The sequence below is a fragment of the Streptomyces sp. NPDC031426 genome (assembly GCF_055581585.1).
This window is the reverse complement of the sequence record NZ_JBVIJE010000010.1, coordinates 15,186-38,375: the sequence shown is the minus strand read 5'-3', so window position 1 is coordinate 38,375 and position 23,190 is coordinate 15,186. Positions and strand designations below refer to the sequence as shown.

At 68.4% G+C, this 23,190-nt stretch carries 16 protein-coding genes; 10 read left to right on the top strand and 6 right to left on the bottom strand.

Annotated elements, in window-relative coordinates:
• Positions 1 to 6: 6 nt before the first annotated feature.
• Positions 7 to 768 (bottom strand): hypothetical protein, encoded by a 762-nt coding sequence (locus ACZ5NH_RS21845; RefSeq protein ID WP_468777755.1) that lies wholly within the window; start codon positions 766 to 768, stop codon positions 7 to 9.
• A gap of 14 nt (positions 769 to 782) precedes the next feature.
• Positions 783 to 2,120 carry a type VII secretion protein EccE gene (eccE, locus tag ACZ5NH_RS21840; protein WP_468777454.1) on the bottom strand — a complete coding sequence of 446 codons (1,338 nt, stop codon included), beginning with the start codon at positions 2,118 to 2,120 and terminating at the stop codon, positions 783 to 785.
• A 196-nt stretch (positions 2,121 to 2,316) separates the two neighbouring features.
• Here eccE and eccB point away from each other — a divergent pair, with 196 nt between their 5' ends.
• The gene (eccB, locus tag ACZ5NH_RS21835; protein ID WP_468777452.1) at positions 2,317 to 3,843 is read left to right on the top strand and encodes a type VII secretion protein EccB; all 1,527 of its coding nucleotides are present in this window, start codon (positions 2,317 to 2,319) and stop codon (positions 3,841 to 3,843) included.
• Between the two features lie 11 nt (positions 3,844 to 3,854).
• Positions 3,855 to 5,096 (top strand): type VII secretion-associated serine protease mycosin, encoded by a 1,242-nt coding sequence (gene mycP, locus ACZ5NH_RS21830; RefSeq protein ID WP_468777451.1) that lies wholly within the window; start codon positions 3,855 to 3,857, stop codon positions 5,094 to 5,096.
• Between the two features lie 196 nt (positions 5,097 to 5,292).
• Here the strand turns inward: mycP and ACZ5NH_RS21825 are convergent, their stop codons facing one another.
• The 3 genes from ACZ5NH_RS21825 to ACZ5NH_RS21815 are packed head-to-tail and all read right to left on the bottom strand — an operon-like array spanning position 5,293 to position 8,626.
• Positions 5,293 to 5,802 carry a hypothetical protein gene (locus tag ACZ5NH_RS21825; protein WP_468777449.1) on the bottom strand — a complete coding sequence of 170 codons (510 nt, stop codon included), beginning with the start codon at positions 5,800 to 5,802 and terminating at the stop codon, positions 5,293 to 5,295.
• Between the two features lie 26 nt (positions 5,803 to 5,828).
• Positions 5,829 to 8,138 carry a hypothetical protein gene (locus ACZ5NH_RS21820; protein ID WP_468777753.1) on the bottom strand — a complete coding sequence of 770 codons (2,310 nt, stop codon included), beginning with the start codon at positions 8,136 to 8,138 and terminating at the stop codon, positions 5,829 to 5,831.
• A gap of 11 nt (positions 8,139 to 8,149) precedes the next feature.
• Positions 8,150 to 8,626, bottom strand: coding sequence for a hypothetical protein (locus ACZ5NH_RS21815; protein ID WP_468777448.1), 477 nt, complete (start codon positions 8,624 to 8,626; stop codon positions 8,150 to 8,152).
• A 475-nt stretch (positions 8,627 to 9,101) separates the two neighbouring features.
• Here ACZ5NH_RS21815 and ACZ5NH_RS21810 point away from each other — a divergent pair, with 475 nt between their 5' ends.
• From ACZ5NH_RS21810 to ACZ5NH_RS21775, 8 genes are all read left to right on the top strand, one after another.
• Positions 9,102 to 9,554: a hypothetical protein gene (locus tag ACZ5NH_RS21810; protein ID WP_451554085.1), complete on the top strand. Its 453-nt coding sequence runs from the start codon at positions 9,102 to 9,104 to the stop codon at positions 9,552 to 9,554.
• A gap of 74 nt (positions 9,555 to 9,628) precedes the next feature.
• Entirely contained in the window at positions 9,629 to 11,329 is a 1,701-nt protein-coding gene (locus ACZ5NH_RS21805) for a WXG100 family type VII secretion target (RefSeq protein ID WP_468777446.1), read from the top strand.
• Positions 11,330 to 11,428: 99 nt separating this feature from the next.
• Positions 11,429 to 12,625, top strand: a complete 1,197-nt coding sequence (locus tag ACZ5NH_RS21800; protein WP_468777751.1) for a S8 family serine peptidase — start codon at positions 11,429 to 11,431, stop codon at positions 12,623 to 12,625.
• Between the two features lie 114 nt (positions 12,626 to 12,739).
• On the top strand, positions 12,740 to 13,081 hold the full coding sequence (locus tag ACZ5NH_RS21795) for a WXG100 family type VII secretion target (protein ID WP_451554083.1): 342 nt from the start codon (positions 12,740 to 12,742) through the stop codon (positions 13,079 to 13,081).
• 40 nt (positions 13,082 to 13,121) lie between these two features.
• Positions 13,122 to 13,424 carry a WXG100 family type VII secretion target gene (locus ACZ5NH_RS21790; RefSeq protein ID WP_468777444.1) on the top strand — a complete coding sequence of 101 codons (303 nt, stop codon included), beginning with the start codon at positions 13,122 to 13,124 and terminating at the stop codon, positions 13,422 to 13,424.
• A gap of 110 nt (positions 13,425 to 13,534) precedes the next feature.
• Complete coding sequence (locus ACZ5NH_RS21785) at positions 13,535 to 14,521, top strand: protein kinase family protein (protein ID WP_468777442.1); 987 nt, start codon at positions 13,535 to 13,537, stop codon at positions 14,519 to 14,521.
• A 9-nt stretch (positions 14,522 to 14,530) separates the two neighbouring features.
• Positions 14,531 to 16,732: a protein kinase domain-containing protein gene (locus tag ACZ5NH_RS21780; protein ID WP_468777440.1), complete on the top strand. Its 2,202-nt coding sequence runs from the start codon at positions 14,531 to 14,533 to the stop codon at positions 16,730 to 16,732.
• 28 nt (positions 16,733 to 16,760) lie between these two features.
• Positions 16,761 to 18,911, top strand: coding sequence for a protein kinase domain-containing protein (locus ACZ5NH_RS21775; RefSeq protein WP_468777438.1), 2,151 nt, complete (start codon positions 16,761 to 16,763; stop codon positions 18,909 to 18,911).
• Positions 18,912 to 19,045: 134 nt separating this feature from the next.
• On the opposite strand, the gene eccCa is transcribed toward ACZ5NH_RS21775, so the two are convergent.
• The gene (gene eccCa, locus ACZ5NH_RS21770) at positions 19,046 to 23,011 is read right to left on the bottom strand and encodes a type VII secretion protein EccCa (RefSeq protein WP_468777436.1); all 3,966 of its coding nucleotides are present in this window, start codon (positions 23,009 to 23,011) and stop codon (positions 19,046 to 19,048) included.
• Between the last annotated feature and the right edge of the window lie 179 nt (positions 23,012 to 23,190).

The following is a 23,190-nucleotide window of genomic DNA, read 5'->3' as shown; positions in this document are numbered from 1 at the left end:
GGCAGTTCAGTCCATCCGGCGAGGAGTGCCCAACAATCCGATCTCGGCGTCGGTGGGTTGGGTCAGCACGTACTGCCGGTCACGATCCGTGCACCACAGGGTGACGCCGTCGGGCAGTGCCGGCAGCGACTCCACCTCGGTCTGCGACAGTCCCATGGTGCGACCCAGTTCAGCGGCCTCGTCCGGCGAGACCCGCTGGATTCCGGCGAGCCGTGCCTGGCGCAGCAGCCGGGGTGCGACCGGGCTGAGATACGGCAGCAGGGTCAGCACCGACTGCCAGGGCCCGGACACCACACGGCCGCGCGGGGGCCGCATGCCGCAGTCCCGCACCACCAGCACGGGCGTTCCGGCGGAGGCACCCTGCGGCGGCACACGACCGACGTCGTACACGGACAGTCCGTTCTGTCCGCCTCCCATGGCGTGCACCATCTGCATCCAGGCCTGCGGCCGGCCCGTCTCGACCGCGACCCGGGCGCCCGTGGCCGCCGAGCGCAGCGCCAGCACCTGAGCCGTCCACAGGCCACCGATCAACACGACGTCGTACGGCGTTGGCCGGTTGATGCCCAGCACGGCCGGCTGGCCCTCGGCGTCGACCCCTGCCACCACGCCGTCGTCCCCGATGGGCAGGGCGAGCGCGTCCAGGTGCTGCGCGGTCAGCCCGTGCCGACCGTGCCGGGGCCCGATCAGGCCCAGTCCGTGCCGCAGCAGCTCGCCCATCCGGCGCGGACCGGATGCCGCCGGTGAGTCCGTGCCCGACTTCGGGGACATCGTCGGAGTCGTCGTCACCGCGCACCTCCGAGGGGCAGCGTGGCCAGCATTCCGGGCAGTTGTTCCCGGTCGAGGCGGGCCAGACCGGCGCCCGCCTGCCGGGCGGCGCTCTCCAGCGCGCGTCGCGCCGCCACGAGTTCGTCGTCGCTGCGCCCGGTCACCCGCAGATGCGCGGACAAGGTCACTTCCTGTCGCTCGCCGTGCGTGAGAGTGAGGCTGAACGTCGTCGCGAGGGCCGGTATCACCGTGACCCGGGCGACGAAGTGTGGCAGTGACTCGCCCCGACCGCCGCCCAGTTGGGGCCAGCGCCTGACCCAGTAGGTTGTGTGCCGCCGGTTGTCGCACCGCCAGCTGCGCCCGGACTCCTCCGTGCGCCGCTCCCGCGTCTCGCTGCGCCCAGCCTCGGCCGTGACCAGCGGGTTGGCGCAGGCAGAGGTGGCGAGCGCGGCGACCAGTTCCTCCTCGTCGAGCACGCGCGCCCGGAATCCGGCGCCGGTGAGCCGGCTCGCGAGGTGATCCGCGGCCCGCGCGACGCACTTTTGTGCACCGAGCAGCCCGCCGCCGCGTGCGGCCACGGCCTCCGCGCACAGCTCCGGGTCGAGCTTCAGCGCGATCCAGGTGATACGCACCGCCGGGGCACCCGTCTGCTCCTGCAGCGGAAGGTAGTTGGAAACGGCGACGGACTGCTGGGGCAGGTGCAGCGCGGGCGCCGGCTGGGTGTGCAGCACGATCTGGGCCGACTCCAGACGGATCCCGTCCACCTCCAGAGCATCGCGCACCAGGGCGACGGGCAGTGGCTGCCGGCTCCGCTCGGCCCGTAGCGCGGTCGCGTCTGCCTCGACCTGGAGCACGGCCGTGACGAAGGTGCCGTCCCCGACGATGCCGAGCGGGCGCCGGTCACGCGGGCCGTAGGAGTATGTGCGCAGGGCGGGCTCGCACTCCACGGCGGGGACCAGCCCCGGTTCGGTACCCGGTGGTATCGGGGTGCTCGCAGCCCGCTTCTGACGCGCCCGCAACTCACGTGCGGTGGCGAGCCATTCCGGCAGGGACCGGCCCCGCCGCCGTACGAAGGCCAGCAGGATCAGCGTCACAGCCACGACCGCGGCGGGCACTAGGGCCGCCATCCCGATGGCGAGGCCGACGAGCAGCGCGGCGGCCGCCAGCTCCACCAGCACGAGGCGTTGCAAACGGAATGAACCTGTTTGGCCCGGCCGTGGCCTGAGGCCGAGCGTGACCTGCTGCTGCGCGACTCCGCGCTGGGCGGACCTCTCGCGTGTCGGCGACGCGGACCCGGCCGCGCGACCTCGTGCCGCCGAGCGACCGCGCGTTCGCGTCCGCGTTCCGGAAGCCATCACGGCATCCCCCCGATTTGCTCACAACTCGCTGGAACCAGGCCACTGAACAAGGCCCTTGAGGGCCCAGGTACCCTACCCGCTCCACAAGACTCGTTCCGTACCAGGCATAGTAGGGGCCGGGTCCGACAACGGAGGGCGGGGGAGAGCGGTTCCCGGGCGCTCTCCGCGTGAGTCACGGGGAGAAAAGGCACAGATGGCATCTCGGCGGGACCAACTCAACGCCTACACCTTCGCGAAGCGTCGCATGCTCGCGTCATTCGTGCAGTCCTCACCGGATGCCTCCGACGAGGCGGCGCCGCGGCCGCTTCGTGCCGTCCTGCCCGGCTCCATCGTCGGTGTCGTCGTCCTCGCCGCCTTCGGCGCCTGGGGCATGTTCAAGCCGACCGCCCCGCAGGGCTGGGACAAGCCCGGCCAGAACGTGATCATCGCCAGTAAGTCCACCACTCGATACGTCGTGCTGGAGACGCAGGGCAAGGTGCAGCTCCACCCGGTCCTCAACATGGCGTCCGCCAAGCTCGTCCTCAATAGCCAGAACGACGTCAACGTCGTCACTGTGGACGAGTCGATCCTCGACAACGGCAAGATCCCGCACGGTGTCACCATCGGCATCCCCTACGCCCCCGACCGCCTGCCCTCCGACAAGGAGGCCGGAGCGGCCAAGGAATGGGCTGTCTGCGAACGCCCGAGCGGCAGCGGAAGCTCCATCCAGAAGGCCGCGTTCGTTCTGGCCAAGCGCGACCAGAAGCTGACCGAGGGGCCGGAGAAATTGCACGGTGGGGAACTCCTGTACGTCACCACTCCCACGGACAAGAAGCAGTACATGGTCGACGCCCAGGGCACGGCGTACCCGGTGGACTCGTCCGACTCACTCCTGCTGCAGACCCTCGTGGGCGCGGACCGTAAACCGCAGCAGGTGACCAGGGCATGGATCGACACCCTTCACCAGGGCGACCGGATCAGCTTTCCGCCGATCAGCGGAGTCCCGGGCGCCGCCGCGAACGCGCCCGGTGAGCTGGGCGATGCCGACAAGGTCGGCATGGTCCTCAGGGCGCCGGTCAACGGCCAGGAGCAGTACTTCGTGGTGCTGCCCGGCCGGGTCGCGCCGGTCTCGGACTTCGTCGCCCAGCTGCTGCTGGCCAGCAGGGACCTCGTCAAGCTCGGCCAGGCCGGACACGCCCAGGAGGTCAGTGCGGGCGCCATCACCCGGGGCGAGCCGTTCGCCGCCGACCACAAATGGCCCACGCAGAAACCCAGCGCGGTCAACGACGCCTCCACCGCCGACGGCAGCCGCAACACGATCTGCACCGTCCTGAACCACGTCGATCCCGACAACGGAAACACCACCCTGACCACCTGGGCCGGGAAGGACTTCCCGGCGGTCCTGCCCACCGGATCCTCCAGCGCGTACGTCACCGCCGGCTCCGGCCAGCTGTACCGCCAGTTCCAGGGCACCGCGACCAAGGACGGTCCGGTCTTCCTGGTGACCGACACCGGCCTGCGCTACGCCCTGCAGTCCAACGACGACAGCGCCACCGACGACAAGGGCATCGGCATCACGGCCCAGCAGCGCAAGGAACTCCAGCAGGAGGCCAAACTGGCGCAGACCCGCCTCGGCTACGCCGGCGTGAACCCGGCTCCCGTCCCCGCCGCGTGGTCGGAGTTCCTGCCGACGGGCCCGCGTCTGTCCACGGCGGGCGCGCGCCAGCCGCAGGGGTCGTGAGAGGTACGCCGATGCGATCCACACTGCGCACCCGTACGACCCTGGCGACGACGCTGGCCATCACCGCCTCGCTGCTGGCGGCGCCGATGGCCGCGGCGGACTCCGTGTCCGACCAGTGCACGTTCTCCAAGAGCAATCACAAGTACACCGGCACCCCGTGGGCCCTGCAGCGCGTCAACCTCGATGAACTGTGGAGCCAGTCCAAGGGCGAGGGCGTGAAGGTGGCCGTGATCGACACCGGCGTCGACACGAGCAACCCGCAGCTGACCCAGGCGGTGAACGCGTCCCTGGGGGAGAACCTCCTTCCCGCCAAGGACGGCAAGGGCAAGCCGATCGACGGCGCCAAGTCCAAGCCCACGACCGACACGGTCGGTCACGGCACGCGCGTGGCGGGCATCATCGCCGCCCGCCCCATGAAGGGCACCGGGTTCGTCGGCCTCGCCCCCAAGGCCACGATCATCCCGATCAAGCAGAACGACTCCGAGGGCCACGGCACGTCCGACGGCCTTGCCGCGGCGATCAGGCACGCGATCGCGGTGGGAGCGCAAGTCATCAACATCTCCCAGGACACGGCGAACGCCATGCCTCCGGGCGATGCCCTGCACAACGCCATCAACGAGGCCCTGAACCACAAGATCGTCGTGGTCGCGTCGGCGGGCAACGACGGCCTCGACGGCAACGTCAAGCCGACCTATCCCGCTTCCTACGCCGGAGTCCTGGCCGTCGCAGCCTCCGACCGCAACAACGAACGCGCAGCCTTCTCCCAGTCCGGGGACTGGGTCGGAGTCGCCGCCCCGGGTGTCGACATGATCTCGACGGTGCCCAAAGGCGGCCACTGCTCCGACAACGGTACGAGCTTCTCCGCGCCGTACGTGGCCGGCGTCGCCGCGCTGATCAAGGCCAAACACCCCGACTGGACGGCCCGCGAGGTCGTGGCTCAGATCGAGCAGACGGCGGAGCGCTCCATCGCCGGCCACGACCGCTTGGTCGGCTGGGGCGTGGTGGACCCGGTCCGCGCCCTAACGGAGGACGATCACCCGATCGAGGCCCCCCAGTCCGACGCCGGCCTCACCCACGTCGAGGCCCCGACCCCCGCCAAGCTCACCCTCGGCGAAACCTCCCAGGAACGCACCGCCCGCATCGCCACGTACGTGGCCATCGGCGTGGCCGTACTGGTGGCGGGCCTGAGCGGAGGCGCGGTGGCCCTGCGGGACGCCCGGCGGAGGCGGCGGAGCGTGGAGGCGCGGGCGTGACGTGGGCGTCGCTCAGGCAAGGCCGCTGTGGAGCCCGGCGCCCGCTGACGGCGCCTTGCCTGTCAGCGCTTGGGCGGCCCGTGGCGAAGACATCAGCGAACTGATCAAGGAACGAGTCCGGCATGTCGATTTCGCCGACCCGCTCAGAAGCACGAGAGAGCTGCCGACGGGCACAACCGCGCGTTGAAGTGGCGGCTCACGACTTCGATTTGCACGGAGCCTGTTCCTTCAGTGAGTCCGTATATCCCTGAATCAACTTCTTCATGGCTGATTCACCCGGGCGTGCCGGCTTGAGAATTTTGATGAGGGTGCTGATGTCCTCCTCCTGCACATGCGCACCGCCGCATTTGATCAGTGACGCGGCGGCGTGGTCGGTGTACGCAATGGAGCTGTTGTCTGCGGACTTCTGCTGCTGAATGGAAAGTCGGCTGCGCAACACGTTCCGCGCCGAATCGCCGGTCTCGATGCGCTCTCCGCTGACGTCCAGCACCGTGTCCGCGTCGACCTTGACAGCGCACACCGTGGAGCCGGCGTCCAGACTTCCAGTGTGCTCCACGCTGAGATGCGTTCCCGGGGCAGGCAGCAGATCAGAGAGAGCATCGGTCGGGACGGAGATCCCGCACAGGGCTTTTGGGACGCTGAACTCCTGCTTCGGCTCATCGGAGGAACAACCGACTGCAGCCAGGACGACAACGGAGATCGACATGCTGCCGAGAACATACCGTGCGTATCTCAATGCTTGCTACTCTCCGATTTCCACTGGGCACCGTCCGAGTGGCTGTGACCGGCGGATGTACGCGCGGCTCTCCTGAGATCGTCGGCGGTGTCCGGATCGATGGTGGTGTTGTTCACAAGGGCGTGATCGACTGCGGCTCTGGCGGAATCCAGGGCCGCCTGCCTGCCGTTGGTGTACTCCTCGCCCGCCTGAGCCTCGGCTTCACTCGATGTGTCCTGCTCGATGCTCTTCATGATGGATTCCTGAATGTCCCCCGATGCCCATTCAAGAGGAGCGCCAGCGACAGGTACTCGCTCGCCGACCTTTTCAAGGCCCATGCCGAGAATGCGATTCACCCACTTCTGCTTCTCGGCCGCAGCCTCGTTGAACTCCGCATCCGATGCTGTGTGGTATTCGTAGATCGCATGAGCCCGGGCGTCGCTCATGATTCCGGCGATCGCGGAGCCGGGGGCGACGGCGGCAGCCACTCGTCCGTCCAACGACGCCGTCGAGTGGCTGGATCCGTTTATCACGTGGTCCACCACGTTGGTCGTGTAGGTCTGCTGGGCGGTAGTGATGGCGGAATAGGCGTCCGGATCCTGTCCCACTTCACCCAAGAAGCGTGCAGTGTTGTTCGGATCGAGGTCGGCCGCGGCTCCGAATGTTGGAAAGAGGTCGCTGCTGGAATCCTCGTCGTACATGGCTCGCTGGACGTCACCCATGTAGTCGGCGGTGATGTCGCCGAGGCTTCCCCGCAGGGCGTACAAGGGACCGGTCTCCTCGCCGTCCAGGTCCCCGTTCTCGTTGTGCCGGATGAGCTCCGGGTCGCCACCGAACTTGTTCACGATGTCGCTGACCAAATGCGCCTGCGCCTCGCTGTGCTTGATGGCGTCGGCCGTGGCGTCACTGTCGTACGGACGTCCCGTCGTCGCCGCCTCCAGGGCGTGGCCGAGGGCCTCAGGACCGAAGTTCAGGGCCGCCTTCGTCTTGTCCTCGTCGGCCAGGACGTTCGCGGCGTTGGTGTCCGCCGTCCACTCGAAGTCCTTGTCGGTGAACAGGTCCAGGTAAGAACTGAAGCCCGGATCGCCGCCCTTCTTCACCGTGCCGTCCTCGTTGTAGGCGTGCGGCGGCTGGGTGAAGAACTTCTCCGCGGCCTCCGGACTGTGCCCCAGGGATTCCAGGACGCTGTTCAACGGGTCGTTGCCGGTGCCGAGCTTTCCTGAAGGGTTGAAACCATAGGTGTCCGGGCTCCCGGCCGGCTTGTTCGACAGGAAGAAGTACGGGTCCTTCTTGTGGAGCTGCGCGATATGTTCCGCGATGGGGTTGAGGAACCGTGAGTCGTAGGTGCCGTAACGCAGCAGGCCGCCCAGCACCTGGTAGCCGTACGGCTTGTTCAACTGCCCCGGCTCCCAGCCGATCTGCTGGGTGCCAAGGCGTCGGAAGTCCGCCCCCCAGCTGTCGGACAGATGGTACTTGTGGTCCGGGTCGGTGGCGTTGGCGAGCGTGTACCCCATGACCTTCTGCAGGTCTTGCACCTCGTTGAGCCGGGTCTTGGTCGCGTCGGCGCCGGTGCCGTCGATCGACATCTCGGCATAGAACTGCAGCGCCTTCTTCGGTCCGCCGAGTCCCTGGTAGAACTCTGTGGCGAACTCGCCGTCCTTCTCGCCGGAATTGAACCGCAACAGCTCGTTGAGTTCGCGCAGCTCCGCGTCGGACATCCTGTGGCCCTTGCGCGCAAGCTCCAGGGCGCGCTCGGCCTCGGCGTCGTTCAGGGACTCGTACCTGCTGTGGCCCGCGTTGTAGGGGTCGTTCCCATGGCTCTTCCCCAGCGCCCGGGCGACGGAGGCATCGATCTCGGCGGCGTGGGCGAGGATCCGGTTGATCCGGTCCTCCAGTTCCTGCTTGTCGTCCAGTTGCTTTTGGGTGTGCTCATCCGTGTCACCCCGGACATGAGGGAAGAAGCATCGGACCTTTCCACCACCGATGTCCTCGACACGGACACCGAATTGTGGGGCATCCACTTGGACGGCGGTCTTCATCTGCTTCTGGAGTGACTCCAGTTCGGTGTGCCCGTCCTCAAGTACCTGGTAGATGCTGTTGGCCTCGGTGTGGAGATCCAAGACCTCCTTGGCGGTCTTGGCCACGAACTCGCGCGTCACCGTTGCGTTCAAACCGGCCCACCGTGCGGAGTCCGACTTGGCCTGCATCCCCGTTCGGGCGCTCTCCGCCGAATTCTTCAGGCCGTCGACGGCCTTCTTCCAGTCCGACACGGCAGTGGCGAGCTTGCCGAGGTCGACTTCAACGAGATCCGTGAATGTGAGAGCCATCGGCGATGCTCCTACTCGAAGTACTCGTTGAGTTGCGACACAGGCATGGCGGAGCCGTCGCGGCCACGGATCACGGCGCCGATCTTGGCGTCGTCCTCCGCGTGCCGCTTCTGGGTGTAGTCCAGATGGTCGGAGATGTGCGCGCACGCCTGCAGTACGGCCTTCACCTGCGTGGTCCACATCTCGACGGTGGTCTCCAGGGCGCCGCCCGTCTGGAACCCGTGCGACTTCAGCGTGGCGGCGGCCTGCATCGTGGAGCCGGCCGAGCCCCTGCCGGCTCCGGCGGCGGCGATGTCGGCCTGGTTCTTCACACCGTTGTAAAGGACGTTGGCCTCGTGCCCGACGGCGCCCAGGTCGTCCTGGTGGACCACCAAGTCCCCTGTGCCACCGCCGCCTCCGCCGTCTGCCGCGAGCTGGTTGAGTCGCATATGGGGTGATTTACCCTCGGCCGCCTCAGCCTTGAGTTGCTCCCACTCGTCCCATGCCATGGAAGGACCCCTTCCCCGCGCGCGGATACTCCGGTGCCGAGTCAAAGTAGCAACCATGCCAAGGAAAAGACTGAGTCATGTCCGTTATCTGTCGATTGTCCGCCATGAAGATTCCCCGTGCGGGCGCGGGCGCCGGCGGATGTGCCGCCTGCCGGGCGGGAGTGTTCCGGTCTTCCATGGATTCGTTTTGTGGTTGCAAAGATCTCGCCCGGCGGCGTGCTGGAGTGGAGCGGCTGGGTGCGCGTGAAGCTTCCGTGCAGATGTGCGGGTACTTCTGTCTCTATTGACCCCGTTGTCGGTCTTCGGTGGCTCGGACTCGGTCACTTCGGGACAGCACTGCAACTGAACCGTCGCAGAGTTCAGTTGGCCGCGAATTGCACAGTGACTACAGTGGTCATCGATGGATCCAGGGGTGCGGATGCGCTTCCCCGGACTGTCGACAGTTCGACCAACGGGGAACGGGGAAGGGGCCACAGTGAGTGACGGTGGCAGCGCGAATCTGAGGCGCGGCGCCGATGCGCTGTCGAAGTTCAGTGACGGGTTGAGCAACGCGCTGACGACGTTCGAGAAGTCTCCTGCGAGCCCGCCCGAGCTCGGGCAGCACGGGCTTGACCGCCAGTCGTTCGGTGGCTCGAAGATTCCGTTCCACGAGGCGGACTACCTGCACCAGAAGTACTCCGAAGTGCATGACGTCCTCGTGGAGATGTCGGGAACCTTGCGACTGCACATCGAGGCTCTGCAGTGTGCGGCGCGCTCAGCAGACGGCACGTACGACGGCACCGAGGACGAAGTTCGGCGTCGGTTCTGGGAGATCAAGGCCAAGATCGACCACGAGTACCAGAAGACGCACCCCGACAAGCGCCAGGAGCCTCGGAAGGACACGAGGCAGCACACTGACGACAAGTCCGCGGGGGTGAGCACCCAGTGAGCGACAACTGGAAGCAGCAGCCCCAGTACAAGAGCGGCCTCAAGGAAGCGAACGGGCTGGCCGGCGCGTCCGACGTGCTCGCCACGATGGAGAACTTCTTCAGGGGTATGCCGTTCGGCAGGAGCCAGTTCGACGAGTGCGATCTCAACGACATGATCGACGTGGTCGAGCACGGCAACCCCGAGCATCTCGAGATGGCCGGCAAGGCCATCTGGGATGCCCGCGACGCCATCAGTACCGCCGCCAAGGACCTGCGCAAGTACGTCGAACAGGTCGACTGGGAGGGTGAGGGCGCCACGTCCTTCCATAAGTACGCCGCGTCACTCCTCAAGTGGGCCGGGGAGTTCGAGGACTACGCTCACAATGTGGGTGCGGAGGTCACTGCCGCCGCGACGGGCCTGGCCTCCGTGCACAATTCCATGCCCCGGGAACGGGATCCCCGCCCCGCGGGCGAGCAGAAGCGGCCTTGGCTGCTGCCGAAGGCCAAGCAGGTCGAGAGCAACCCGGACTACGTGCTCGCGCAGAAGGTCGAGAAGAACCGGCAAGAGGCCATCAACCAGATGAACCGGTTGGGGTCCTACTACTCGGTGGCCGGCACGGCGTTGCACACGCAGCCCAAGCCGTCCATGGCCCAGCTCGACAAGCTCCCGGACTTCGGGGTGCCCCGGCCGTCGGGCCCCCACGATGGCGAGAGTGGCGCGTATGGCACCGGGACGCAGACGGCCTCGGCCCAAAGAAGCGTCGCAGGCGGCCACAACGCGGTTGTCGGCTCGCACGAAACAACAACAGGCGGCGCGGTGCCGCACCCCAAGGAAGTTCACGCGCCCAGCGTGCACCCCGTCGGTCATGATGTCGGCACGGAAATCAACACCGTCGGCACGCTGCCTCCTCCGGCACACACCACACAGCCCGGCCCCTCCGCGCCCACGCTTCCGACGGCCGGCGGTGGAGGGCCAGCCCCCACGCCCCCTCTGGGGCCCGGACCGATGGCTCCACCGATCGCGCCGAACGGCGGACGTACCACGGGCTATCGTCCGACCAGTCGGCTGCCGATTTCGGCACAGGGGCGCACCAGCCCTTCGGGCACCACAGGTGGCCGAGTGCCGCAGGAGCCCGAGGAGCAGGTCGGGCGTACCGTTACCGGCGGCCGTGTGCCGCAGGGACCCATGGGGCAGGCGGCCCGCGCCATGGGCCGTACGGCGACTCCGGCCGGTGAGTCGGCGCTGCGCGGGTCCACTCAGCAGGCCGGCCGCTCCCCGCTGGGGCGTGGCATCACCGGTGGAACGCCGCGAATGACCAACACGCCTGGTGAGCGTGCAGGAGGTGCCGGCCCGACCAGTCCGGTGCGCAACGGTGTCGTGGGCGGCAAGCCTGTCACTGGCCGTACCGGGGGAGCGGCGCCCAATTCCCGTGTCCCGCGCGGTATGGTCGTCGGCGCTGATGAGCCGGTCTCCTCGGCGCAGCCGAAGGGTGCTCTCGGGCAGCGAGGAGTGGTCGGCGCGCCCGCGGCGAAGGCGGAGCCCGGCACCGGCCAGTCCGTGCTGCGTTCGGCAAGCAACCCCGAGGGTGCGATCGGTGCGCCCCGGAATGCCGCCGGATCGACCCTCGCAGGAGGCTCCGAGGCCAGCTCCCGTGGTGCAGGGCTCGGCCGTGGTGCGGTCGGCAACCGCCAGAACGCGGACGGTGAGACCGATCGTGTCGGCGGGTCAACCGAGAAGCAGCAACACCGCCCGTCGCAGAAGCAGCGGCGTGATGCGCCCAAGAAGCGTGACTGAACACAAGCGAGGACGTACACAGGCATGAAGCCAGGGACCGGCCGGCGCGGCAGAACGACTGCTTTCCTGACGAGGCGCAATGTGAGACGTCTGGCGGCGATGTGCTCGGCACTGGGCGCATTGGTCGTCGGCTCGGCTGGCCTGGCTCCAGGGGCAGCTGCTGCCTCGGACATTCAGTCGAAGCAGTGGTACCTGAAATCCATGGGCGCCGACGAGATATGGAAGTACAGTACAGGCAAAGGGGTGAAGGTCGCCGTCATCGATACCGGGGTCAACCCGGCGACCTCGTCACTCAAAGGGCAGGTGCTGGCCGACGATCTGCCGAAAACCGTGGGATACCGGGCCACTGATGACTACAACGGTCACGGCACCTCCATGGCCGAGATTATCGCCGGAACGGGAGCGGGCGGCGGCATCAAGGGGTTGGCGCCGAGTGCGAAGATCATTCCCATTCGTATCTACTTGACTGAAGCGAAGGGCGCCAAAGACGACCCGAAGTCACCCAGTTCTGCCGAAGCGATCCGTGCTGCCGCCGATAGCGATGCCAAGATCATCAACATGTCCTTCGGCAGCCCTTACCCGGACTCGAACGAGGAGGATGCAATCAAGTATGCCGCCTCCAAGGGAAAGCTGTTGTTTGCTGCCATCGGCAATAACGGGGAAAAGGGCAAGCGTGAATACCCTGTCACGGATCCGTACGTCGTCGGCGTCGGAGCCACTGACAGTTCCGGAACGGTCGCCAAGCTCTCGACGAAGAGCGACTACGTGGACTTCGCGGCGCCGGGCGTCGACATTCCCGGCTGGTGTGACACCAAGTTCACCGAGTACTGCAAGACCTCGGGAACCAGCCCGTCCACTGCCATCGCCTCCGCCTCCGCCGCCCTGGTCTGGTCGGCTCACCCCAGCTGGACGGCCAACCAGGTCCTTCGGGCCCTCCTCGACACCGCGGGTCGGTCCTGGCCGAAGGACAAGCCCAGTCGGTATCTCGGTTACGGGCTCATCCGCCCGCGCCGAGTACTGATCAACAAGAACATCGACCCGGGGCCGGTCAACGTCGACCCTCTGGCCGCCGAGAACGGCGACGACACCTCGGCCGCTGATGCCCCTTCGGCCAAGACCTCGTCCGGTAAGCCGACCAAGGACGCCGGATCCTCCAGCGGCTCCACCTCCGCCGCCGCAAAGACCACCGGCTCCGATAGCAGCACCCAGACCTGGGTGATCATCGGCGCCGCAGCCGCCGTACTAGTCATCGGAGGCGCCGGATTCGCTGTGCTGCGTGCACGGCGTAACGCCTGACCGGTCCCCCGCGCAGCTGCTCATTCGCCGAATGGGCAGAGGTCCGCTTGCCACCGGTGCTGACCCCTGAAGTCGGCGCCCCGGCAAGGTCAGTTCACAGAGAAAGGCATCGAAATGGCCGCAGGCACTCAGAAGATCACCAAAGATTCAGTCGTAGTCCTTGAGCAGAGGCTTCTGGGGCAGTTCGACCACATCAAGAGTCAGCTCGCGCGCCTCCAGGGTCTGATCGACTCGGTCGAAGGCCACTGGAAGGGCATCGGCGCCGGCGCGTTCAACGCCAAGCAGACTGAGATCAACGAGCACATGGCTCGGATGGGCAACATCCTCGTCGGGTTCATCGAGTCGATGAACACCACCATGAAGATCAACGACCACACCGAGGACGAGGTCCGCGCCAAGGTCCAGAGCATCGACGTGGACCTCGGTGGCGCTCACTCGGCGCTGTCGAAACTCTGATCCCGGCCAGACCAGCACTTCTCGGAACAACGGAGGAATCATGGGCGTCAACAACAGTGGCGTGACGGAAGTCCATTACGACGGTCTCGACCAGATGGCGACCGAGATCGCCAACCAGGCCAAGAACCTGGAGGCCAGCCTCGACGAGATCAAGCGCGAGGTCCAGAGGGTCTCGGGCATGTGGGAGGGCGAGGCCCACCAGGTTTACATCAAGAAGCAGACCGAGTGGGACCAGGAGGCCCGGGCTCTCCACGAGGCTCTCCGCGCCATCGGCCGGGCCGTGCACGCCGCCGGCGGTGACTACATGGGCGGAGACAAGAAGGCCGCCAGCTACTTCCAGTAAGTGGCCGGGATCATCGGCACGTCGCGGTAGCGGGGTGGGCACGCACGGAGGGTGCCCACCCCCAGTTGTGTCCGGGGCGTCCCGGCAAAGCGGAGGAACCGGAACAGGAAATGCACGCCACAGGTGGTGTCACGGGTGTGGCCGCCGGGGAAGAACCGGGCAGAGCCGCGAACGCGCGGCGGCGAGTGGGCCCGTACACGCTCATTACCGCTCTGGACGACGCGCGGACCAAGATCCCCGTTCCCGAGCGGCGCTACATCGCCCGTAGCTCCGACGGTCAGCACACCGTTCTGCTCTCCCTCCCGCTGCCGGGAAGCGACCCCCGGCGGTTCCTCACCGAAGCGGACGCATCGCGTTACCTGCTCGGTCCGTGCGCCGCCCCGGCCACGGCCCTCGCAGGTCCCGACGAGCCGGCCTGGTGCTCCCGTCCCTACCAGCCTGTTCTGCCCTTGCCGACCGCCCTCGCCGTACACGCCGGCCCGCTGCCCGAGCGGACCGTACGCGCGCTGGGCGTGGCCCTCGCCGAGACGTTGACGGTTGTGCACGGGCAGGGACTGACGTTCGCCGGCGTTTCACCGGCGGCCGTTCTCCTGGCCGCCGATGGGCCCCGTCTCTCCTGCTTCGGCGCGGTGCGGACGGCCGCGCCGGACGGTACGCCACGCTCCGGGCTCCCGGGGCTTGAAGCGGGCAGTCTGCCGCCGGAACAGGCATCCGGCGGATACCCACGCCCCCTTGGAGACGTCTACGCCCTCGGGGCGACGCTCGCCTATGCGGCCACCGGCCATACGACGCCCGAGCGGGACGAACTGCCGGATGCCCTCCGCACGGCCATCGCCCGGTGCCTCTCCCGCGACCCGAGCGAACGCCCGCAACTGGCCGAATTGATCGGCGCGTTGGCCGTCGGCGCGGACACCGACACGGACACCGGCACCAGCTCCGGAGATCGCTCCGCTGCTCTCCTCACCCCCGGCTGGCTTCCCGGCCGCGTGATCGCCGCCCTCGCCCACCAGTCGGCGGCCGTCCTCACCGCGGAGATCCCTGTAGAGGCGACACCCGCACCACCCACCAGTCCCGTCCCCCTTCCGCACCCGAACTGAACGACGGCCATGCCCTCCCCTCTTACCCACGACGACCCCCAGGCGTTCGGCCCCTACCGCCCGATCGCCCGCCTCGGCAGCGGCGGCATGGGCACCGTCTATCTCGCCCGCACGGCAGGCGGACGTACCGTCGCGCTGAAGACGATGCACGCACGCATCGCCTCCGATCCGGCCTCCCGTACCCGATTCCGGCTGGAGGCCGACGCGGCGAGGGTCGTGGGGGAGAGGTTCGGTGCTGGTGTCGTGGATGCGGATCCGCGCGCCGAGACGCCGTGGCTGGCCACCGAGTACGTGCTCGGCCCGCCCCTCGACGAGGCTGTGGAGCTGTGCGGTCCGCTGCCCGAGGCGTCGGTACGGGCGCTCGGAGCGGCGTTGTGCGGGGCGCTGGGACAGCTGCACGCGTCCGACGTCGTCCATCGTGACCTCAAGCCGTCCAACATCCTGATCACCGCCTACGGGCCGAAGGTGATCGACTTCGGTATCGCGCGTGCGGCCGGGGACGATCACCTCACCCGGGTCGGGGTCGCCGTCGGCACCCCTGCCTTCATGTCACCGGAGCAGGCGGGCGGACAGGAGCACACAGCAGCCGGTGACGTCTTCGCGCTCGCCGGACTGCTCGTCTTCGCCGCCACCGGGCGCCCGCCCTTCGGTCATGGGCAGGCGGCGGATCTGCTGTACCGGGTGCAATACGCCGAGCCCGATCTGAGCGGTGTGCCCGGCAGCCTGGTGCCGGTGCTCGCGCAGTGCCTCGACAAGAATCCCTTCCGGCGACCCACGACCGGATGGATCGCCTCCCAACTGCACGACGGCGCGGGTGAATTCGCCGATCATCTACCGGATGCCCTGCTCGCGGACATCGCGCGGCGGGCGACCGGGGTCTGGCAGATCACACCGCAGCGGCTGCCGGCCCCGCCGGAGGAGGTGGCGCCAACCGCGTCCCCCGCGCGGTGGTCGCGTCGCCGGTTGCTGCTCGCCGGTTCGGGGGCGGCCCTGGCGGCGACGGGCGGGGCGGGATCACTTGCCTGGAGTGAGTGGGGCGGATCGGGCGGCAGGCAGCCCACTCCGGGGCCCAGCAACAGCCTGCTGCCGGAGAAGAAGCTGGACTCCCTGTGGCAGGTCCAGATCGGTGACCCGGGCATCTTCGAGCGGGACATCCTGTCGCAACCGCTCGTGGCAGGGGACCTGGTGATGACGGTGGCCGACGACGGCTCGTTCGGCATCGAGGCCCGGACGGGACACCGACAGTGGACGACACAGCTGGTCTATTCCTGGAAGAACGCCACTGATGGTGAGCAGCTCCTCACCCTCGCCTCCGTCGACGAAACCCCGCATCACAGCCCCATCGGCGGGCCTCGGATGGTCCTGGCGTCCGTCAACCTGCTCCGGGGGGAGGTCGCGGAACCCCTGGCGGTGTTCGACGACTTGAACGGTGATCTCTATCCGGCCCAGCTCGTCTGCGTCGCGAACGGCGCCGCCTATGTGGTGGGGGGCCGTGGAGCGTACCAGCACAACACGTTCACGGCCGGTCAGTCCTGGTACTTGTGCGCGGTCGACATCAGCACCGGCAAGCGGCTGTGGACGACACCGCTGCCCGCCCGGAAGCCGGGCACCGAGCGGTTCTACGTCCTCTCCGCCGCCGTCGTGGGCAACCGCTTCGTTGCGCTTCAGGAGGCCAACGACGGAACGGTCCACGCCGTCGTGCGCGACGCCCGCAGCGGAGCCGTGCGTTGGGACCGGCCGCTCGACGGGGTGAAGCCCGATCGCGTACGCCGGGCCCTGGCCACCGACGCCCAGCACTTGTACATCGGCGCCGGCGGACTGCGGGCCCTGCGGCTCGCCGACGGCGCGGTGGCCTGGGACTCCAAGACGATCAGGCCGGGCCGCGCCTACGGGCTGCCCACGCTGAAGGACGGCACCTTGTACGCGGTCGAGAAGGGGCTCGGGCTCGTCGCCTTCGACCCGGTGAGCGGCCGGGTCAAGTGGGAGGAGAAGGGCAGTCAAGGGGCGAAGGCGGACCTGAACGACGCGCCCGTGATCGGCACCGATTTCGGGTACAGCAGGCGCGGCTCGGAGCTGTGGGCCCTCGACCTGTCCTCCCGTACCCCGGCGCACTCCTACAAGACCACTGGTGACCGCTTCGTCGCTCATGAAAAGGCGAAGGTGGTCATCGGGCTGGGCAGCGGCTTCCTGGCGGCCTTCCCTCTCCAGTGAATCCAGTCAGAAGAGAAAGCGATCCGCGATGAGACCCCTGGGGACCGGCGACCCGATCCGCCTCGGCCCGTACCGGCTGCTCGGCGTGCTGGGCGAGGGCGGCATGGGCAAGGTGTACGTCGGCCAGGACCACGCGGGCACCGTCGCCGCCGTGAAGGTGCTCCGGCCCGAGCTCTCCCACGACGCCAACCTCGCTCAGCGCTTCGTCCGGGAAGCGCTGGCAGCCCAGGCCGTACGGAGCCCGGGTGTGGCCGCCGTTCTGGGCGCGCAGACCGAGGGCGGACGGCCGTGGATCGCGACCGAGTTCCTCGCCGGACCGACATTGGACCAGATCGTGGACCGTCTCGGCCCGCTGGACGACAGCGGGGTCCGCGCTCTGGCCGCGTCCATCGCCCGTACCCTGCGCGACATCCACACTGCCGGCTTCGTCCACCGCGACCTCAAACCGCCGAACATCGTCCTCACCTCGGACGGCCCGCGCATCATCGACTTCGGCATCGCACGCCCCGAGCACGGTCTGACGCTCACCACTACCGGGCAGATCCCTGTCACGCCTGGGTACGGCGCCCCCGAGCAGGTGCTCGGCCGACGCGTGACCGCTGCCGCCGACGTGTTCTCCCTCGGTGCCGTCCTCGTCTACGCGGCCACCGGGCACCGGGCGTTCGAGGGCACGCACGTGGCCGCCGTCCAGTACGAGGTGGTCCACGGCGAGCCGCGCTGGCAGGGACTGTCGCCCGAGCAGTACGCCCTGATCGCCCCCTGCCTCGCCAAAGAGGCGGCGGGACGGCCCACCCCCGAACAGATCGTCACCGCCTTCGCTCCGCCCAAGAAGGCGGACGGAGTGTGGAAGCACGGGCCGGTGGGAGACGCGATCAAGGAGAGGGAGCGTGAGATCAGGAACCTGACCGCCCCTCTGCTGTCCACGGCGGAGACGGGAACAGGACCCAGCAGGCGGCACCTGCTCACCGGATTCGCCGCGGGCGGAGCCGTACTCGCCGCAGGCGGGGCAGGTACCGGCTGGTGGCTGCTGCGCGGCCGCAGCGACCGCCGCCGGAAGGAGCTCTTCGCCTACCCGCCCGCTGTGAAGACACCCGAGGCACGGCTGCTCTCCGCGGACCGGGGTGACTACATCATCGGCGGGTCACCGAAACCCTTGTGGCAAGCGACCTCGGTGTCGAGTTCCGAGGCACCGGAACCGTTGCCCATACGGGACGTCGTCATCGTCGGCAATGCCGTCACCGGTGTGGTGGCTCTCAACGTCGTCGACGGCAAGCGCCGCTGGAACGCTCCGACGATGCAGATGTCGTGCCGCTACCTCTCGCTCTCGGACCGACTGCTCGCGGCCGCCGACAACGACGGCGTCCTGCACACCTTCGTGCCCTCCACCGGTGAGCCCAAGTGGACGGCAAAGGCGGACGTCGCCGTGCTGCTGACCGCGGACGCGGACGCGATCTACTTGGTGACGAAGGACCACCGTCTGCGTGCCGTGGGCCGTTCCGACGCCAGGATCCGCTGGACCGCATCGGTACCGGATGACTTCCACGCGAAGCTCCTGCCCAGAGCCGCCGCCGACCAGGGAAGGCTCGTCGTCGCCACCACCACCGGGCATGCCATGGCCGTGAACACGACGAACGGGCGCACGGAGTGGACGGCCCGGAACCTGGCGAAGAAGCGGACTCTCGTCCCCGTGGCCCAGGAGGGAGTGGTCTACCTCAATGGCAAGTCACTCTCCGCGCGCAGGATCTCGGACGGCAAGCAGCTGTGGTCCCACACGCAGAGGGCCTACTACGACAACAGCGTCGACGAATGGTCACGGCCCAGCGTCTACGGCGACATCGTGTATTCCACTGCCTGTGACAGCGAGGGGGACGCCGAGCCCTACGGTTACGACGTCAGCGACGGCAAGGAACGATGGGAAGCCGGGCAGGCCCTGCAAGCAGGCGATTTCCCCATCCTGCGGCAGGGCAACGGAGTCTGGCTGATCGATGCCGGGAGTGCCCCCAGCGTGAAAGCGACGGACACTGCGGCCATGGCCAAAGAGATTTGGTCCTACAGTCTCTCCGGCCCCCTTGGGAACCTCGGCTTCACAAGTGACGCCGGGAGCCTCACCTTCGCAGCCGACGGTAACCGTGTCTTCGTGACCAACGGCGAGACGTTGTACGCATTGCCGGTTTTCTGAGAGGCGTGCCGAGTCAGTGCGTGCTGCCTGCGGGCACGACACGAGAAGATGAAGAAAGGCCCTTTGTGAACATCCGCTGATATCTGCGCCGGCCTCCACCTGCCACCAGGCAGAGGCCGGCAGCGCCGTATACCTCAGTACTCCACGTCCACCAACCCCGTCTGAACCAACGGCTTCCCCCGCTTCCGCGACACGAAGACACCCCGACCCGCGGGCATCGGCCGGGGGCGAACGCCGCCGAGGATGTCACCCTCCGCCGGGTCGCCGGCCAGGACGATTCCCTGGGCGCCGAGTTCCTTCATGCGCTGCATGAATGGCTCGTACGAGGCACGGCTCGCGCCCGCGGAGGAGCGAGCGATGATGAAGCGGACGCCGACGTCGCGGGCGAAGGGGAGCATCTCCGTCAGGCCGCTCAGCGGGTTGCCGCTGGACGTGGAGACGAGGTCGTAGTCGTCGATGACCACGAACACCTGCGGGCCCCGCCACCAGCTCCGGTCCCGCAACTGCTGCGGAGTGACGTCGGCCGTGGGCGTGCGGCGCTGCATCAGGTCGGCGAGGGCCGTCATGTGGTGGTCCATCTGGCTGGACATCGGGATGTACTCCGCAAGGTGGGAGGCGGGGGTGATGTCCAGCAGGGAGCGACGGTTGTCGACGACGAAGAACTTCGCCTCGTCGCCGCCGTACCGCAGGGACAGCTGCCGCAGCAGCAGACGCAGCAGGTTGGACTTGCCGGACTCGCTCTCGCCGAAGATGAGGAAGAACGGGTCCTGTTCGAAGTCCACGAACACCGGCTCGAGGTTGTCCTCGTCCAGCGCGAAGGCGACACCCTGCTTCGGGAAGCGGTCGCCCGGCGGCAGCTGGGCCGCCTCCAGCTGGCGCGGCAGCAGCCGTACTCTGGGTGCGCCCGGGGCCTGCCAGTGGCGGCCGACCTCGGTGGACAGCGCCGCCGTGGCCTCGGCGAGGTCGGTGTCGGAGGTCAGGCCGTCGATGCGCGGCACCGCCGCCATGAAGTGCAGCTTCTGGGGGGACAGACCGCGACCGGGAACCCCGGTGGGGACGTTCACCGCCACCTTGCGGTCGATCTCCGAGTCCATGACGTCACCCAGGCGCAGCTCCAGGCGGTTCATCAGGTGGTCCTTGAGGTTCGCCCGGACCTCCATCGAACGCGATGCCGTGATGACCACGTGGATGCCGTAGCCGAGGCCGCGTGCGGCGAGGTCCAGGACCACCGGTTCGAGGGCCTCGTAGTCGGTGCGGAAGTTGCCCCAGCCGTCGATGATCAGGAAGACGTCGCCCCAGGGCTGGTCCGTCACGGAGATCTCGCCGCGGGCGCGGCGGTTGCGGTAGTCGGCGATCGAGGCGATGCCGGCGGAGCGGAAGTACTCCTCGCGGCGGGTCAGGACGCCGTACACCTCGGAGACGGTGCGTCGGACGCGCTCCGGGTCGAGGCGGGAGGCGACGCCACCCACGTGGGGCAGGCCGTCGACCGCGGCCATACCGCCGCCACCGAAGTCCAGGCCATAGAACTGCACCTCGTACGGCGTGTGTGTGAGCGCGAAGGAGCAGATCAGAGAGCGCAGGAGAGTCGACTTGCCGGACTGGGGGCCGCCGATGATCTGCATGTGGCCCGCGGCGCCCGAGAAGTCGAGCATGAGGCGGTCGCGGCGCTGCTCGTACGGCTTGTCGACCAGGCCGACCGGGACGACCAGGCGGCCGGCACCCTCGTAGTTCGGCTGGGTCAGACCGCGGCCCTGTACTGCCGCGAGGCCGGGCAGCAGCGCGTCCAGCGAGGGCGGGCTCTCCAGCGGCGGCAGCCACACCTGGTGCGCGGCCGGGCCCTGGGCCTCCAGCCGGCGCACGATCACGTCGAGGACCGTGTCGGCCAGCGCCTCGTCGACCTTGGCAGCCGACTCGACGCGCTGCTGAGGGATGGCCGTGTACTGCACCGGCACCTCGGTGGCGGTGAACAGCACCGGGCGCCGGTCCACCGGCAGGGGGCCGCCGCCCAGCGCGGCGCGTTGCGGGCCGGAACGGTACACGCCCGAGACGTACGCCGCCTTGAAGCGCACCATTTCGTCCGTGCCGAACTTCAGGAAGCCGGAACCGGGGACATTGGGGAGTTCGTAGGCGTCGGGGACGCCGAGGGCGGCACGGGATTCCGCCGCCGAGAAGGTCCGGAGGCCGATGCGGTACGACAGGTACGTCTCGAGGCCGCGCAGGCGGCCCTCCTCCAGGCGCTGCGAGGCCAGCAGCAGATGCACGCCCAGCGAACGGCCGATACGGCCGATCTGCACGAACATCTCGATGAAGTCCGGCTTCGCCGTCAGCAGCTCACTGAACTCGTCGATCACCAGGACCAGCGACGGAATCGGCTGGAGCGGGGCACCGGCCGCGCGGGCCTTCTCGTAGTCGTGGATGTTGGCGTAGTTTCCCGCGTCGCGCAGCAGCTCCTGGCGGCGGTTGAGCTCACCGCGGATCGAGTCGCCCATGCGGTCGACCAGGGTGAGGTCGTCGGCCAGGTTGGTGATGACCGCCGCCACGTGGGGCATCTGCGCCATGCCGGCGAAGGTCGCGCCACCCTTGAAGTCCGCGAGGACGAAGTTCAGGGTCTCGGAGGAGTGGGTGACGGCGAGGCCGAGGACCAGGGTGCGCAGCAGCTCCGACTTGCCGGAACCGGTCGCACCGACGCACAGGCCGTGCGGGCCCATGCCCTCCTGCGCGGCCTCCTTCAGGTCCAGCATCACGGGCCGGCCGTCCTCGCCGACACCGATCGGTACGCGCAGACGTTCCGCCAGCGCGCGCGGGCGCCAGGTCCGTTTGGTGTCGACCGACGCCGCGTCGCCGAGGCCGAGGAGGTCGGTGAACTCCAGGTTTGCGAGCAGCGGTTCGTCGTCGTCGCCACCGGACACCATGCGCAGCGGGGCCAGTTGCCGGGCCAGCGCCTCGGCGGACTCGTAGGAAAGCGCGTCCGGGGCGCCCTCATAGACCTCGCCGTGCCCGGACTCCAGGCGCAGCAGGCCCGGTTGCACGACGACGGACAGGTCGCCACCCGCCGTGGTGAGTTCGCCGGGTACGACCTCGACGACCGTGACGCCCTGCAGGCCCTCGGGGTTGGCGAGCACCGAGTCCGGCAGCAGGGAGATGTCGTCCAGGACGAGCACGATGTGCGGCGCGTCCAGCAGCGGGGACGCGGCGGGGTGGAAGCGGGGGCGGCCGGTCAACCGGAGCGACAGCAGATCTTCCAGCTCGCGCGGGTCGGTGCCGATCAGCCGGCGGGTGCCCGCCCCGTCCACCTCACCGGAGGCCTGGACGTGCGGCAGCCACTTGGCCCAGTCCCAGTGCGGCAGCGCCTCACGGCCCGCGGCCACCGCGATGACCAGGTCCTCCGGGGAGTGCAGGGAGGCCAGTGAGCCGACCAGGGCGCGGCCACAGGCCCGTACGGACTGCGGCTCACCGCTGACCGTGAGGTGATAGAAGGCGCGCAGGGACACCGCCATCGGCAGGTCGCCGACGGTGTTGTGCGTGGCGAGGAAGCGCTGCATCGCGCCCGCGGTGAGCGGCTCCAACTGCTCGACCGGTCCCGTCTCGGGAGCGATGAGCGGGGTCGCCAGCGGCTGCGGGCCCAGTCCGATGCGCACATGCGCGAAGTCCTCGTCGCCCGGCCGCCGCTCCCACACCCGGCTGCCCTCGGCGACGAGCGCCCACAGCTGCTCGGGGGAGGGGTGCAGGTAGTACTGGGCGTCCCGCTGGGCCTTCGCCGTCTTCACGGCGGACCTGCGGGTCTGCGACAGATAGCTGAGGTAGTCGCGGCGCATGTCGGCCAGTTGGCCCTGGGAGCCGCGGCGGAAGCGGACCACCATCGCGATGGACATCGCCACCGTCGAGGCAATCATGATCATGCCCATGATCTTCATGAACGGCTGACCGTTCGTGAAGAAGAACACCACCGAGCCGCCCATGCCCAGCGTGGGCAGGAGCTGCATCAGGACGCTCTCCTGATGCCCCCGCGGCAGTTCGGGCGGTGGCTGGACAACGACCTCTTCCGTGGGCACTTCGGACGGCAGCGCCCTAGCGGGGCGCTTGACGACAATCTGGCTCACTGCTCACCAATTCCCTTGCCCGACCCAGGCTTTCCACCCGCCGCCCCGTGTCCGGCGAGCGCAGGCCGCCGCGTGATCCTACTGAGTTCACGGCACACGGGTGAGCGGTAGGGTGCCGGATGTTCGCGTGAGCACACGCTGAGCAGGCTGGACATACCGGGACAACTCCCTCGATGCCG

What these genes read in the sequence shown, in the direction of transcription:
- ACZ5NH_RS21845 (WP_468777755.1), bottom strand. Translation starts at nt 768, where the DNA reads ATGTCCCCGAAGTCGGGCACGGACTCACCGGCGGCATCCGGTCCGCGC.
- mycP (WP_468777451.1), top strand. Translation starts at nt 3,855, where the DNA reads ATGCGATCCACACTGCGCACCCGTACGACCCTGGCGACGACGCTGGCC.
- ACZ5NH_RS21775 (WP_468777438.1), top strand. Translation starts at nt 16,761, where the DNA reads ATGAGACCCCTGGGGACCGGCGACCCGATCCGCCTCGGCCCGTACCGG.
- ACZ5NH_RS21790 (WP_468777444.1), top strand. Translation starts at nt 13,122, where the DNA reads ATGGGCGTCAACAACAGTGGCGTGACGGAAGTCCATTACGACGGTCTC.
- eccB (WP_468777452.1), top strand. Translation starts at nt 2,317, where the DNA reads ATGGCATCTCGGCGGGACCAACTCAACGCCTACACCTTCGCGAAGCGT.
- ACZ5NH_RS21780 (WP_468777440.1), top strand. Translation starts at nt 14,531, where the DNA reads ATGCCCTCCCCTCTTACCCACGACGACCCCCAGGCGTTCGGCCCCTAC.
- ACZ5NH_RS21825 (WP_468777449.1), bottom strand. Translation starts at nt 5,802, where the DNA reads ATGTCGATCTCCGTTGTCGTCCTGGCTGCAGTCGGTTGTTCCTCCGAT.
- ACZ5NH_RS21800 (WP_468777751.1), top strand. Translation starts at nt 11,429, where the DNA reads ATGTGCTCGGCACTGGGCGCATTGGTCGTCGGCTCGGCTGGCCTGGCT.
- ACZ5NH_RS21795 (WP_451554083.1), top strand. Translation starts at nt 12,740, where the DNA reads ATGGCCGCAGGCACTCAGAAGATCACCAAAGATTCAGTCGTAGTCCTT.
- ACZ5NH_RS21820 (WP_468777753.1), bottom strand. Translation starts at nt 8,138, where the DNA reads ATGGCTCTCACATTCACGGATCTCGTTGAAGTCGACCTCGGCAAGCTC.
- ACZ5NH_RS21785 (WP_468777442.1), top strand. Translation starts at nt 13,535, where the DNA reads ATGCACGCCACAGGTGGTGTCACGGGTGTGGCCGCCGGGGAAGAACCG.
- ACZ5NH_RS21815 (WP_468777448.1), bottom strand. Translation starts at nt 8,626, where the DNA reads ATGGCATGGGACGAGTGGGAGCAACTCAAGGCTGAGGCGGCCGAGGGT.
- eccE (WP_468777454.1), bottom strand. Translation starts at nt 2,120, where the DNA reads ATGGCTTCCGGAACGCGGACGCGAACGCGCGGTCGCTCGGCGGCACGA.